General features: G+C 66.5%; 13 protein-coding genes. 10 read left to right on the top strand and 3 right to left on the bottom strand.

The annotated features are described in order from the left end of the window. Positions 1-104: 104 nt before the first annotated feature. Positions 105-698, bottom strand: a complete 594-nt coding sequence (gene thpR / locus JN280_RS09575) for an RNA 2',3'-cyclic phosphodiesterase (protein WP_202311731.1) — start codon at positions 696-698, stop codon at positions 105-107. 225 nt (positions 699-923) lie between these two features. After that, positions 924-1583 (bottom strand): arylesterase, encoded by a 660-nt coding sequence (locus tag JN280_RS09570; RefSeq protein ID WP_202311730.1) that lies wholly within the window; start codon positions 1581-1583, stop codon positions 924-926. A 61-nt stretch (positions 1584-1644) separates the two neighbouring features. Between JN280_RS09570 and JN280_RS09565 the strand changes: the two genes are divergently transcribed. Continuing rightward, on the top strand, positions 1645-2352 hold the full coding sequence (locus JN280_RS09565) for an ABC transporter ATP-binding protein (RefSeq protein ID WP_202311729.1): 708 nt from the start codon (positions 1645-1647) through the stop codon (positions 2350-2352). Positions 2353-2623: 271 nt separating this feature from the next. After that, a complete protein-coding gene (locus tag JN280_RS09560; protein ID WP_202314663.1) occupies positions 2624-5122 on the top strand; it encodes an ABC transporter permease in 2499 nt (832 codons plus the stop codon). Positions 5123-5185: 63 nt separating this feature from the next. Here JN280_RS09560 and JN280_RS09555 read toward each other — a convergent pair whose 3' ends face one another. Continuing rightward, a complete protein-coding gene (locus tag JN280_RS09555) occupies positions 5186-6145 on the bottom strand; it encodes a LysR family transcriptional regulator (protein WP_202311728.1) in 960 nt (319 codons plus the stop codon). A 137-nt stretch (positions 6146-6282) separates the two neighbouring features. Here JN280_RS09555 and JN280_RS09550 point away from each other — a divergent pair, with 137 nt between their 5' ends. From JN280_RS09550 to JN280_RS09515, 8 genes are all read left to right on the top strand, one after another. Further along, the gene (locus JN280_RS09550) at positions 6283-7065 is read left to right on the top strand and encodes an ABC transporter substrate-binding protein (RefSeq protein WP_202311727.1); all 783 of its coding nucleotides are present in this window, start codon (positions 6283-6285) and stop codon (positions 7063-7065) included. 122 nt (positions 7066-7187) lie between these two features. Then, on the top strand, positions 7188-7835 hold the full coding sequence (locus JN280_RS09545) for an amino acid ABC transporter permease (protein ID WP_202311726.1): 648 nt from the start codon (positions 7188-7190) through the stop codon (positions 7833-7835). Between the two features lie 13 nt (positions 7836-7848). Further along, complete coding sequence (locus JN280_RS09540; RefSeq protein WP_202311725.1) at positions 7849-8508, top strand: amino acid ABC transporter permease; 660 nt, start codon at positions 7849-7851, stop codon at positions 8506-8508. Positions 8509-8519: 11 nt separating this feature from the next. After that, positions 8520-9266: an amino acid ABC transporter ATP-binding protein gene (locus JN280_RS09535; protein WP_202314662.1), complete on the top strand. Its 747-nt coding sequence runs from the start codon at positions 8520-8522 to the stop codon at positions 9264-9266. Between the two features lie 14 nt (positions 9267-9280). Further along, on the top strand, positions 9281-10915 hold the full coding sequence (locus JN280_RS09530; RefSeq protein ID WP_202314661.1) for a N,N-dimethylformamidase beta subunit family domain-containing protein: 1635 nt from the start codon (positions 9281-9283) through the stop codon (positions 10913-10915). A gap of 10 nt (positions 10916-10925) precedes the next feature. After that, entirely contained in the window at positions 10926-12317 is a 1392-nt protein-coding gene (locus JN280_RS09525; RefSeq protein ID WP_202311724.1) for an aminotransferase family protein, read from the top strand. Positions 12318-12326: 9 nt separating this feature from the next. Next, positions 12327-13274, top strand: coding sequence for a 3-keto-5-aminohexanoate cleavage protein (locus JN280_RS09520; RefSeq protein WP_202311722.1), 948 nt, complete (start codon positions 12327-12329; stop codon positions 13272-13274). A 39-nt stretch (positions 13275-13313) separates the two neighbouring features. Then, on the top strand, positions 13314-14333 hold the full coding sequence (locus JN280_RS09515; RefSeq protein WP_202311720.1) for a histone deacetylase family protein: 1020 nt from the start codon (positions 13314-13316) through the stop codon (positions 14331-14333). Positions 14334-14392: the final 59 nt, after the last annotated feature.

Here is a 14392-nt window from a genome sequence, read left to right as displayed (position 1 = left end):
ATGTGTCTTCTTTGACGCAACATGCTGTAGGGCCAGCCACATCGCGGCGGAAGAGGCTGGCGACTGTCGTGGCGCGAGTTGGAAACCGAACGCGAGGCCTCGCCTCAGCGCATGATCCGCGACGCGTCGGAGAAGCTGGCGGAAAAGGCCGGCTGGCGCGAATCGGCGCCGAACAGCGGCCAGGCCTCTTCGACGATGTAGGGGCCGCCGCCGATCGAATCGCGCGACGACATCAGCACGAAACGTCCGACCCGGAACGGCAGGGTGGAGAAGTTGCCCCGGGCCGAGAGATAATGGGCGACGTCGCCGGGATTGGCGTTTTTGAGCCGGGCCAGCGTGACATGCGGCGCGAATTTGCGTGGGTCCGGCGGCAGTCCGAGCCGCTGGCAGATGCGCTCGATCTCACCCTGCAGGGCGTAGAGATCGGGCGACGTGGCGACGCCGGCCCAGACGGCGTGCGGCTTCTTGCCGAAGGCGCCGACACCGGACAGCGTCAACGAGAAGGCCGGACGCCTGACCCGGTCGAGCGCATTGGCGATCTCGTCGGCCACATGGCCCTCGACATCACCGATGAAGCGCAAGGTGAGGTGATAGTTCTCGACGTCTATCCAGCGCGCTCCCGGCAGACCCCCGCGAAGCAGGGATAGCGACATTGCGGCGTCGCGCGGGATTTCGAGGGCGGTGAAAAGTCGCGGCATGGCTCCCTCCCCGAATCGAACTTCATAGCCGCAGCGAATCACCGATTCCCCGGCCGGGCAAGCTGTTTATGCGTGACTGTCGTCCCGCGGGCCTGCCGGGATCCAAGCTGCCCGACGATTCGTCCAGCTTTGTGACAGGCCTGTGGATTCGACCCTCCGGATCATCGGCGGCTTGAGTCAACACCCGAAAAGGAGGCTGCCTCCTGCGCGCCCGGCGCCATGCCCTCAGTCGGCAGGCGCACCTCCGGCCGTCCTTGCGGCGGCAAGCGCTTTCTCCATGTCAGGCATGAAGTTCTCCACCATACGGTCGATCCCGGCAGCATTGGGATGCATGCCGTCGGCAAGCAGGAACCCTTTGTCGGCGGCGACACCGTCGAGAAAGAACGGATAGAGCTGAAGGCCATATTTCTCCGCCAGCCGCGGATAGATCGCGTTGAAGGTCGAGGCGAAGTCGGAGCCCAGATTGGGTGCGGCGACCATGCCGGCCAGAAGCACCGCGATGCCGCGCTGCCGCAGGCTCGCGATCATGGCGTCGAGGTTCTTCTCGGTGATATCAGGCGTGACCCCGCGCAGCATGTCGTTGGCGCCGAGTTCCAGGATGACGAGCTGCGTCCCGTCGGGAACCGACCAGTCGAGCCGCGACAGGCCGGCACTGGTCGTATCGCCCGAAACGCCGGCATTGGCGATCACGACATCGTGACCTTTCTTGCGTAGCGCGGCCTCCAGCTTTTCGGGAAAAGCTTCACCGGGACCGAGCCCGTAACCGGCCATCAGGCTGTCGCCGAAACCGACGACGCGCAACGGTTCGGCGGAGGCAGATGTGAGGATGGCGAGAAGGACGACAATGGCGGCGACAAAGGCCTGCCCGCTCCGTTTGAAAGCCATGATCCACAACCCATATGACGAAAAAGCCGCCCCCGCATCCTCCATATAGGACGATTTCGCCGTGACTGAAGCCGTCATCGAATTGCGGGACGTGTCGCTGACCCTCGGCGAGGGTGCGTCGTCCGTCCATGTTCTGAAGGGCGTGAGCCTCGATGTCATGGCGGGCGAGGCGACGGGCATCGTCGGCCCATCGGGTTCGGGCAAATCCACGCTGCTGATGGTGGTGGCCGGGCTGGAACGTGTCGATACCGGCACGGTGCGCATCGCGGGCGAGCTGCTCAACGGCCGCACCGAGGATCAGATCGCATCGTTTCGGGGCCGCCATATCGGCATCGTCTTCCAGTCCTTCCATCTCATTCCCAACATGACGGCGTTGGAGAACGTCGCCGTGCCGCTGGAGCTCGCCGGCCATCCCGATCCGTTCCGGGTGGCGACGCGCGAGCTCGCCGCGGTCGGGCTGAGCGAGCGCGTCGCCCACTATCCGGGCGAACTTTCAGGAGGCGAGCAGCAGCGCGTCGCGATTGCCCGGGCGCTGGCACCCGAACCGCGCATCCTGATCGCCGACGAGCCCACCGGCAATCTCGACCAGGCCACCGGTCGCCAGATCGCCGACCTTCTCTTCGCCAAGGCGCAGGAGCGCGGCATGACGCTTGTGCTGGTCACCCACGATCCGACATTGGCTGCGCGCTGCACGCGCCAGGTCGCGATGCGTTCCGGGCGCATTGAAGGTGCGTCCTTCGAGGCTCGCTTCGCGAGCACCTCAGGATGAGGGAGGTTTCCGCCATTCCCCAGATCCTCGCGGTTTCGACGCGAAGTCCGAAGGGCGACGCATGTCGGGGCGAGCGGTCATGCGCTACCTCCCTCATCCTGAGGTGTTCGCGAAGCGAGCCTCAAAGGACGCACCTGCCCTTTACCGCTCTATGAGGTCCTAAGTGGACGCCCGCTCGCACGCGCCTGCCACCCTTCCATCCGCTGCGCCCGGCGTGGCTGGCACTAACCTCCGTACGCTCAGGCTCGCCATCCGCTTTTCGCTGCGCGAGATGCGCGGCGGCTTGTCGGGCTTCATGATCTTTCTCACCTGCATCGCGCTGGGCGTCGCGGCGATCGGCGGCGTGAACTCCGTTGCGCGCGCCATTTCGGCCGGCGTCGCCGACGAAGGCCAGTCCCTGCTCGGCGGCGACATCCGCTTCGAGCTCACGCAGCGCGAGGCGACTGCCGCCGAACGCACCTTCCTGAGCCGCCTCGGCACGCCCGCCGCCAGCGCCACGATGCGTTCGATGGCCCGGCTGGAGGACGGGTCGGACCAGGCGCTGGTCGAGGTCAAGGCTGTGGACGGCGACTATCCGCTCTACGGCCCGCTCGAAACGGCTCCTGCCCTGTCGCGCGAGTATCTGCTGGGCGAAAGGAACGGCGTATACGGCGCGGCCGCTCCCGACATCCTCTTCGAACGGCTGAACATCGAGCCCGGCTCCCGCATCAGGCTCGGCGAGGGCACCTTCGAGCTGCGCGCGTTGCTCGTGAGCGAGCCCGACGCGGTGTCGGAAGGTTTCGGCTTCGCGCCGCGCCTCATGGTCTCGCTGGAGGGCCTGCGCGCTTCGGGCCTCATTCAGCCTGGCAGCCTGGTCCATCACGCCTATAAGCTGCGGCTTCCGGACGGGACCAGCGACGCCAGGATCGCAGCGATCCGCGAACAGGCCAGGACCCAGTTCCCGGAGGCGGGCTGGTCGGTCCGCACCCGGTCGAACGCGGCCCCGGCGCTTGCCTCGAACATCGAACGTTTCTCGCAGTTCCTCACTTTGGTCGGGCTGACCGCGCTCGTCGTCGGCGGCGTCGGCGTCGCCAATGCCGTGCGCGCCTATCTCGACGGCAAGCGTGGCGTGATCGCGACCTTCAAGAGCCTCGGCGCCTCCGGCGGCTTCGTCTTCACCGTCTATCTCGTCCAGATCCTGATGATCTCCGGGCTCGGCATCATGGTCGGGCTGGTGCTCGGGGCACTGATGCCTTTCGCCGCGACCGCGGCCCTGGCCTCGGTGCTGCCCGTGCCGGCCGAGGCGTCCGTCTATCCCGCCGCCCTCGGCGTTGCAGCCCTGTTCGGCGTCATGGTGACGCTCGCCTTCGCGCTGCTGCCGCTCGGTCGCGCACGCGACGTGCCGGCGACGGCGCTGTTCCGCGAAATGGGCTTCGAGGGGAGCGGCCTTCCGCGCTTGCCCTACACGGCGGCGGCACTGGGCATCGCCCTGCTGCTTGCGCTGTTCGCAATCTGGTTCTCCGGCGACAGGCGGATCGCGACCATCTTCGTCGGCGCCATGGTCTTCTCCTTCCTCGTTCTGCGTTATGTCGGCGTGCTCGTGCAGTGGCTGGCCCGCAGGAGTCCCCGTGTCAAGTCCACGGCGCTGCGGCTCGCCATCGGCAATATCCACCGTCCCGGGGCGCTGACGCCATCCGTGGTCCTGTCCCTGGGGCTCGGCCTGACGCTGCTGGTCACGCTGGCGCTGATCGACGGCAATCTCAGGCGCCAGATCGCCGGCAGCCTGCCCGAGCGCGCGCCGAACTTCTTCTTCGTCGACATCCAGAACTCGGAGGCCGACGCCTTCTCGCGACTGGTCGAGCAGGAGGCGCCGGAAGGTGCGCTGGCGCGCGTGCCCATGCTGCGCGGCCGGGTGATGGCGATCAACGGGTTGGACGTGCAGAAGATGACCGTTCCCGCCGACGGCGCCTGGGTCCTGCGCGGCGACCGCGGGCTCACCTATGAGGCGGAAAAGCCAGGCAACGCCACGCTCACCGAAGGCAAATGGTGGCCGCGGGACTATTCCGGCGAGCCGCTCGTCTCCTTCTCCTCCGAGGAAGGCAACGCGATCGGCCTGAAGCTGGGCGATACGGTGACGGTCAATGTGCTCGGCCGCAACGTCACCGCGAAGATCGCCAATTTCCGGCAGGTGCAATGGGAATCCATGGGGATCAACTTCGTCATGGTATTTTCGCCCAACACCTTCGCCGGGGCGCCGCATTCCTGGCTGGCGACGCTCACCGCCAGCGAGGCCACGCCGGTCGAGGAGGCTCGGATCCTCAATGCGGTCACGCGTGCCTTTCCGGCCGTCACGACGGTCCGCGTCAAGGACGCGCTCGACATCGTCAATCGGCTCGTCGGCCAGTTGGGGACGGCCATCCGCGCCGCCGCGAGCGTTGCGCTGATCGCTTCCGTGCTGGTGCTTGCCGGGGCCCTGGCAGCCGGCAATCGCGCGCGCATCCATGATGCAGTCGTGCTGAAGACACTGGGTGCCACGCGGCGCACCCTCATCGCGGCCTTTTCACTGGAATATGCGCTGATCGGCCTGGCGACGGCCGTCTTCGCGCTGCTGGCCGGCGGGATCGCCGCCTGGTTCATCGTCGCGCGTATCATGCAACTGCCGTCCGTCTTCCTGCCTGAGGTCGCCGTCGGCACGGTAGTGGCCGCCCTTGCGCTGACCGTCGGCATCGGCCTCGTCGGCACGTGGCGCGTGCTTGGTCACAAGGCCGCGCCCGTGCTGAGGGAGCTCTGATACCGAAGGCACTGGATGTCGATACATCCGGTCGCGCGATCCAGCGGTCGATGTCATCCTTCCTCAGCCGTCATAGATGCGCTCGGCCAGCGGCGTCTCGGCGATCAGCGCCTGCAGGGTGGAGATCAGCGCGGCTTCCGCCCGGTTCAGCGTCTTCTCCGGATTGACCAGCAGGAAGATGTCGATTTCGGGCGGCGCGTCGTAGGGCGGCAGGCGCCAAAGAAGACCATCGGCCGCGTCCCGTCGTGCCACATGCAGCGGCAGCGGTCCGATCCCGAGCCCAGCCACGATCATGCGGCGGACCTCCTCCAGGCTGGAGGACACGCCGACCACGTCGGCATCGAGTTTCGCCTCGCTGCGCAGCAACGCCACCGGCCGCAGCGCGTCGGAGATGTGGTCGGTCTGGAACGAGACCGAGCTTTCCCCTTCCAGATCGGCCAGTGAGAGCTCCTCGCGCCCGAACAGCCGGTGGTCCGGACCGCAGAAGAAACCGAAGAACTCGCGATAGACCATGGTGTAGTCGATCATCGGGTCGCGCTGGCTCACCAGGCAGATGCCGAAGGAGGCGCGGCGCTCGCGGACCTGCTTGGTCACCTCGGTACTGGGCGCAACCGATATGGTCAGGCTGGCCCGGGGGTGTTTGCTGTGGAACGCGGCGAGCGCCCGGTCGAACAGCGGCGAAACGACATGGCTCGCCACCGCGATGTTGACATGGCCGGTGACGTCGTCGCTCACGCCGCGCACCAGCATCGGGAGTTGCGAAATCGTGCCGAAGACCTCGATCCCCTGCTCATAGAGCAGGCGACCGACCTCCGTCAGTTCGAAGCGCGTGGCGTCCCTCTCCACCAGCCTGCGGCCGACCCGCTCCTCCAGCCGCCGCAAGGCGTTGCTGACGCTCGGCTGCTTCAGGTTCAGCCGTTCGGCCGCGCGCGTGATGCTCTTCACTTCGGCGATGACGACGAAGGTGCGCAGCAGGTTCCAGTCGAGGTCCCAGACCAGCCTTTCGAGTCGCGAGCCAACCATTCCTGAGATCTATGCCTTCCATTTCCATTATCTATTTGCGTAATGCTTCACCAAACGCAATCATGACGCCAGGAAAAAGCGCTGCCAGCATCTGAAGAACAGCGGCCGCGCTCCACATCCAGGGAAGAGGACACCCCATGAAAAGACTGCTTTCCGGCCTCGCGGCCACGGGCCTGCTTGTCGCCTCCGTCTTTGCCGCCGTTTCCGCCAGGGCCGATGACCTGGAGGCGGTGAAGGCATCCGGTGAACTGAAGATCGCCATGAGCGGCCAATACCCGCCCTTCAACTTCGTCAACGACAAGAACGAGGTCGTCGGCTTCGACGCATCGGTCGGCCAGGCGATCGCGGAGCGCATCGGGGTCAAGGGCACGATCGTGACGACGGCCTGGGATGGCATCATTGCCGGGCTGCTCGCCCAGAAATACGACACGATTGTCGGTTCGATGACGATCACGCCGGAGCGCGAGAAGGTCGTCGATTTCGTCGGCCCCTACTACCATGCCGGACGCGCCGTCTTCGTCGCGGAGGACTCCGCTGTGAAGAACCTTGACGAGTTGAAGGGCAAGACCATCGGCGTGACGCTCGGCGAGACCCATGAGAAATGGGCCCGCGCCCAGGGCGGCTGGGACATCCGCACCTACAAGGGCCTGCCCGAGTTGCTGCTCGAGCTCAAGGCGGGGCGCGTCGACGCCATCGTCGTCGACAACATCCCCGTCATGGTGGCCGTCAAGCAGACCGGCGAGAAGGTACGCAGGCTCGAAACCCCCAACATCGAGGGCGGCAGCGTCGCCATCGGCATCGCCATCCGCAAGGACAATCCCGAGCTGAAGGCCGCGATGCAGAAGGCGCTGGACGAGATGATGGCCGACGGAGCCTACGAGAAGATCTCCATGGAGTGGATCGGCAGCGACATCCGCTGACGCCTTCATAGAGGTAGCCGGCCGCCGCCTGCGGCAGGAGAAGAGTCCAGGCAGGTGAAGCGTGGGCGAAACCACGCCAGCCTGCTTGGACCGGAACGCAAGCAGTCATCCGGAGCCTCCTCATGGATTTCCCGCTGATCGAGCGCGTCTTCCCGTTCTTCCTGGGAGCCGCCCTGGTGACGATCGAGATCTCGGCGCTTGCCCTGATCCTGGGGCTCGCCGTCGCGGCTCTCGCCGCCGCCGCGAAGCTGTCGCGGTCCCGCATCCTGCGGACCCTGGGCACCGCCTATGTCAGCCTGTTTCGCGGCACCCCGTGCCTGATCCAGCTCTTCATCCTCTATTTCGGCGGGCCGCAGGTGGGCATCAATCTCGAGCCCTTCGCCGCCGGCGTCATCGGCCTCGGCCTCAACATCGGCGCCTATATGGCCGAGTCGATCAGGGGGGCCGTGCTGGCCGTCGACCGCGGGCAGACCGAAGCCGCCCGCACGATCGGCTTCAGCCGTGGCCAGACGCTGCGCAAGGTCGTGCTGCCGCAGGCGGCTCGCCTGATGATCCGGCCGCTCGGCGTGAACACCGTCGCCCTGGTCAAGGGATCAGCCCTTGTCTCCACCATATCCGTGGTCGAACTCACCTATACGGCGCAGCGTTTCATCGGCTCGACCTACAAGCCCTTCGAGATATTCGGGATCGCCGCCCTGCTCTACATGATCATCGTCTACGTCATCGCCCGCGTCGTCGACCTGCTCGATCGGCGTTTCGCGATCGCCTGACGGGAGCGCCGCGATGCAAGGCCTCGATTTCAGCGTCGTCCTGCCCTATGCGGGCATATTGTGGACCGGTCTGTGGTGGACGGTGGTGCTCACGGTGTCGGCAGCCGCGCTCAGCTTCTTCTGCGGCATCCTGTTCGCGGTCGCGGTGCTATACGCGCCGCGAGCGATCGCCTACCCCGTGCGCTTCCTGATCTGGCTGTTCATGGGCACACCACTCTTGCTGCAGCTCTTCCTCATCTATTTCGGCCTGGTGCAGATCGGCATCGACATCCCCGCGCTCGCCGCCGGCATCATCGGGCTCGGCCTGCATTTCGCCGTCTACAATGCGGATGTGCTGAGAGCCGGCATCGTCACCGTCGATCCCGGCCAGACCGAAGGCGCGCGCAGCATCGGCTTCGGCAAGTGGCAGACGCTGCGTTACGTCGTGATCCCGCAGGCGGTGCGCAACACCGCCCCGCCCATCGGCGGCAACATGATCGCGCTTCTCAAGGAATCCTCGGTCGTGTCCGTGATCGGCATCGCCGAACTGGTCCATGCCGCCCAACTCGGCATCAGCGAGACGTTCCGCCCGTTCGAATTCTATATCACCGCGGCGGCGCTCTATTACATTCTCAACCTCGTCCTCGAGGCGCTGCTGCGCCGGGTCGAGAAGAAGACGGAGGTATCGCGATGACCGCGCGGCCAATGGTCGAGGTGCGTGGCGCCCGCAAGGCTTTCGGCGCCCTGGAAGTGCTGAAGGGCATCGACCTGTCGGTCCGCCGGGGCCAGATCGTCGCCATCATCGGCCCGAGCGGTTCGGGCAAGAGCACGCTGCTGCGCTCGATCAACCATCTTGAACCGTTGAACGGCGGCGAGGTCTGGCTCGACGGCGTGCAGGTCAACCAGGATCTGCACGGCCGCGCCTTCGAGCGCCACATCAATGCGGTGCGCCAGCAGATGGGCATGGTGTTCCAGCACTTCAATCTGTTCCCGCATCTGACCGTGCTCGACAACATCACCATGGGACCGATGATCCTCAAGGGAATGGGCAGGAAGGAAGCGCGCGACCTGGCCCATGGCCTGCTGTCCAAGGTGGGCCTTGCGGACAAGATCGACGCCTATCCGTCGCGCCTCTCGGGTGGGCAGAAGCAGCGCGTCGCCATTGCCCGCGCGCTCGCCATGCAGCCCAAGGTCATGTTGTTCGACGAGGCGACGTCGGCGCTCGATCCCGAGCTGGTCGACGAGGTCAACGCGGTGATGCGCCAGCTCGCCGCCGAGCACATGACCATGCTGATCGTCACCCACGAGATGCGTTTCGCCGCCGATGTCGCCGATCACGTGCTGTTCATGGATGGCGGCGTGGCGGTCGAGGAAGGACCACCTGGCGAGATTTTCCGCGCGCCGCGACAGGAGCGCACGCGTTCGTTCCTCAAGAAATATCTCGCCGCCTGAAGGATGCCGTGACCATGGATGGTTTTCCCGATTTCGGGCTGACGCCGGAACAGCGCCGCGAGGCCGTGCTCGGCCATTATTACGAATATCCCGGGATGGATGGCGAACGGGGCGAGATCTGGTGCTACACCGACGCCTACGCCTACCGCCCGGGTGCGACCGCAAGGCTGCAGGTCAGCTCCACCGCACCTCGTTTCACGATCGAGATCGTCCGCGACGGCGCAACCGAAACACCCGTGTTTCGTCGCGAGGGCCTGATTGCGCGCTGGCAGGAAACGCCGGACCAGTGTTCCGTCGTCGGCTGCGGCTGGGACACTTCCTTCGAGTTCAAGGTCGACGAGGCGTGGCCGTCCGGCGCCTATCGCATCACGCTGACGGCGGAAGGGCGGGACGGCACGCCGATCCGCTGCCATCATCTTTTCATCATGCGCCCCGCCCTCGGCCGCAAGCCGGGACGGCTTCTGCAGGTCGCGGCGACCGGCACCTGGACCGCCTACAACACCTGGGGCGGCTCGAACCACTACCAGGGCATAACCGGCCCGGGGCGGGACCAGTACGCCACCACGGTCAGCATCGAGCGTCCGTTCTGCCGGGGTTTCGTGACCCTGCCGAAAGACGCGCCGCGCGTGCCGCTGGAAATCCATACCCCGCCCTCTGCTGCGCCGCGCTATCCGCATATGGAGTGGGCCTATGCCAACGGCTATTCGAAGAAATACGCATCGTCCGGCTGGGCCAGCTACGACAGCCATTTCTTCCGCTGGGCCGAGCGCGCGGGATACCAGGTCGATCTCGCCAGCCAGCACGAGCTGCATTTCGAGCCCGAGATACTCGACGGCTACGACTGCGTCGTCTTGGTCGGCCACGACGAATACTGGAGCTGGGAGATGCGTGACGCCGTCGACGGCTATGTCGAGCGCGGCGGTCGCGCCGCGCGTTTCGCCGGCAACTTCATGTGGCAGACGCGGCTCGAGGACGGCGGGAGGAGGCAGGTCTGCTACAAATATCGGGCCCGCGCCGAAGACCCCGTCTATCGCTCGGCCGACCCCAGCCGCACATCGGGTTGCTGGGAAGCGGCCGAGACCGGCAGGCCCGCCGCGCAGACCTTCGGCCTGAACGCGCTCCGTGGCCTCTATGTCGGATGGGGCGGCTGCGCGCCGCGCGGCGTCCGCGGCTTCCCGGTCTACCGGCCCGAGCACTGGGCCTTTGCCGGCACCGGCATCTATTACGGCGACCTGCTCGGTGCGGAAGGTCATGCCTTCGGCTACGAGGTCGACGGGCTCGACTATGTGATCCGCGGCGGACTGCCGGAGCCGGCGGAGAACTCCGGCGCACCGGAAGGTCTCGAAATACTTGCGCTCGGCATGTCGTCGCTGAAGGAGGAGAGCGCCGACATTCCCGCCGACGACCAGTTCCTGTCGGATGCGGACGCCAAATTCGTCGCCGGGACGCTGATCGGCAATGATGGCGATGACGCCGTCGACCGGGTCAAGCGCGGCTGCGGCATGATCGTCAATTTTCCGCGCGGCAAGGGCGAGGTGTTTCACGCCGGAAGCTGCGAATGGGTCGCCGCTCTCATGCGCGGCGACGCGATGGTCGAGCGTGTCACCGCCAACGTCCTCGACCGCTACCTCCAGCCAACCGACCGATAGGGCCCGTCCAATGTCCCAGGCCGCCAGCCTACCCTTTGCCTATGCCGCCGAGCCGGAGCGTCCGGCCTCGCATCTCTTCTACGTGACCAGGCTTCGCCGGCCGCTCGTCGACCGCGCCGAAGGCATCTATCTGTGGGACCAGCGCGGCCGCCGCATGATCGACGGTTCGAGCGGCGCCATGGTCGTCAATCTCGGGCACGGCAACAGGAACGTGCTCGACGCGATGAAGCGGCAGATGGACCGCGTCACCTTCGCATACCGGCTGCATTTCGAGAACGAAGCCGCCGAGGAGTTGGCACGGCGCCTGGCCGCAAGAATGCCCGGCGACCTCGACCGGATCTTTTTCGTGTCCGGCGGCTCGGAGGCAGTGGAATCGGCGATCAAGCTGGCGCGCCAATGGGCTGTCGCCACCAACCAGCCGAAGCGCTGGAAGGTGATTGCGCGCTTCCCCTCCTATCACGGCGGCACCATCGGCGCGCTGGCGGTCACCGGCGACCTGGCCCTGACGGAGAGCTTCGCCCCGCAGATCCGCGACATGCCGAGTGTGCCTGCGCCGGCGGCCTATCGGGATCGCGACAACCTCAGCATGGAGCAGCGCGGCCTGCGTTACGCCGACATGCTGGAGGAGAAGATCCTTTCCGAGGGCCCCGAAAGCGTGCTTGCCTTCATCATGGAGCCGATCGGCGGCGCCGCGACGGCCGCACTTGTCCCACCCGACAGCTACTTCCCGCGTATCCGCGAGATCTGCGACAGATACGGCATCCTGCTCATCCATGACGAGGTGATGACCGGCGCGGCGCGCACCGGCCGGTATCTCGGCGGCGATCATTGGTCCTGCCGGCCGGACATCATCACCCTGTCCAAGGGCATCGGCTCCGGCTACGCGCCGCTCGGGGCGATGGCGGCGTCACGCAGGCTGGTCAAGCCGGTGCTCGACATGGGCGGGTTCCAGCACGGCTACACCTATGCGGGCAACCCGCTGTCCTGCGCCGCAGGCCTAGCTGTGCTCGACGAGATGGAACGGCTCGACTGCGCCGGCAACGCCGCCGCCATGGGCGAGCTTCTCCAGCAGGAACTGCTCGGGCTCTCCCGGCGTTTCCCATTCGTCGCCGGCGTGCGCGGCAAGGGACTGCTGATCGGCGCCGACCTCGTCGCCGACCCCCAGACCTTCGCCCCGCTGCCCAAGTCCTTCAACGCCAACCAGCGGCTTCTCGACCTCGCCTATGAGCGCGGCATGATCGTCTATTCCCGGCGCATCCGCGGCGGCGGCGCGGAGCTCGACAACATCATCCTGGCGCCGCCGCTCGTCATCGACGCGGCGCAGGTCGGCGAGATGTCGGCCATATTGGGCGATGCGCTCGAGGCGCTGGCGGCCGAACTCGACCTTCCCGTCAACCGCTGAGGCAACAAGATGGCAGCCACAAAAACCACCCGCGGCAAGGTTGTCGTCACCTGCGCCGTGACCGGCTCGGTACATACGCCGACCATGTCGCCCTATCTGCCCGTGACGCCCGACCAGATTGCCGCCGAGGCGATCGCCGCGGCCGAGGCCGGCGCCTCCATCCTGCACCTCCATGCGCGCGACCCGCAAGACGGGCGCCCCTCCGCCGACCCTGACGTGTTCATGCGCTTCCTGCCGCGCATCAAGCAGGCGACGGACGCGGTGATCAACATCTCAACCGGCGGCTCCTCTCTAATGTCGCTCGACGACAGGCTCGCCGCCGCGCTGCGGGCCGAGCCGGAAATGTGCTCGCTCAACATGGGCTCGATGAATTTCGCCCTGTTTCCGGCGCTCGACAAGCCGGTCGCCTGGCAGCACGACTGGGAGCCGCAACTCCTGGAGGCAACACGCAGTTCCATCTTCAGGAACACCTTTGCCGACATGGAGCACATCCTCGACCGCCTCGGCCGAGGCTGCGGGACCCGGTTCGAGTTCGAGTGCTACGACGTCGGCCATCTCTACTCGCTCGCGCATTTCCGCGACCGGGGCCTGGTGTCGGGACCTCTCTTCATCCAGTTCGTCTTTGGCGTACTCGGCGGCATCGGCGCCGATCCGGAGAACCTTGCCCATATGAAGCGCATCGCCGACAAGCTGTTCGGCGATTCCTACAGCTTCTCCGTGCTCGCCGCGGGACGGCACCAGATGCCGATGATCACCATGGCCGCGGCCATGGGCGGCAATGTACGGGTCGGACTCGAGGACAGCCTCTACGACGGACGTGGCCAGCTTGCCCGATCCAATGCCGATCAGGTACGTCGCATCAGGACCGTGCTCGAGGCGTTGTCGCTTGAGGTCGCTACACCGGCGGAAGCGCGCGACCTGCTGGCGCTGAAGGGTGGGGATCGGGTGGCCTTTTAAGGACGACCTGCGAGTCCAGATCGAGATCGAGGAGCCGCGATGAAAGCCTTCTACGCCGCCGAGCAGAAACGTCACGACCCCAAGGCATTCCTGTCGAGCGGAGCGCCGCAGCCCAACCCCGAGCAGCCGGAGCGGGTGGAACGGCTGCTTGCCGGCGCCCGCGCGGCCGGTTGCCGGATAGTGCGACCGCGCGACCACGGGCTTGGGCCGATCGCGGCCGTCCATACGCCGGAATATCTCGACTTCCTCCAGCACATCTATCAGCGCTGGCAGCGCATTCCGGGGGCCTCGGACGAAGTCATCCCAAACATCCATCCGATCGCGCGCGGCGGCAGCTATCCGGCTTCGGCTGTCGGCCAGGCAGGCTACCACATGGCGGACACGGCCTGCCCGATCTCGGCCGAGACCTGGGAAAGCGTCTGCTGGAGCGCCTGGAGCGCGGTCGGCGCGGCCGACGCCGTGCTGGCCGGCGAAGCGGCCGCCTATGCGCTCAGCCGCCCGCCCGGCCATCACGCCTTCGCCGACGTCGCCGGCGGCTTCTGCTTCGTCAACAATTCCGCGGTCGCCGCACAGCGGCTGCGCGGCGAGGCCGCGCGCGTGGCCATCCTCGATGTCGACCTGCATCACGGCAACGGGACGCAGGGCATCTTCTATGCCCGGCCCGATGTGCTGACCGTCTCCATCCATGCCGACCCCATACGTTTCTACCCTTTCTTCTGGGGTCATGCGGACGAGCGCGGCGAGGGGCCGGGGCTCGGCTATAACCTCAATCTTCCGCTGCCACGAAAATCTGGCGACGGCGACTTCCTGGCCGCGCTCGACACGGCCCTCCGCCGCATCCGCGCTTTCGCCCCGGAGGCGCTGGTCGTGGCGCTCGGCCTCGACGCCTTCGAAGGCGATCCTTTCGGCGGCCTTTCGGTGACGACGCCGGGCTTCGGCCGTATCGCCGAGGCGATCGGTGGCCTCGGGCTGCCGACGGTCGTCGTCCAGGAGGGCGGTTACCTCTGCGACGCGCTCTCGGACAATCTGACGGCCTTCCTGACGGGTCTCGGACGATAGGCCCGCATCGGCCGCCGAGGCCTTGTACCACAGGTGACAGGATCGACCGGTGGAGCACG

This window comes from Mesorhizobium sp. L-8-10 (genome assembly GCF_016756635.1).
Lineage (GTDB): Bacteria > Pseudomonadota > Alphaproteobacteria > Rhizobiales > Rhizobiaceae.
Note: the sequence above shows the minus strand (reverse complement) of the source record. Positions and strands in the feature narration are given on the sequence as shown.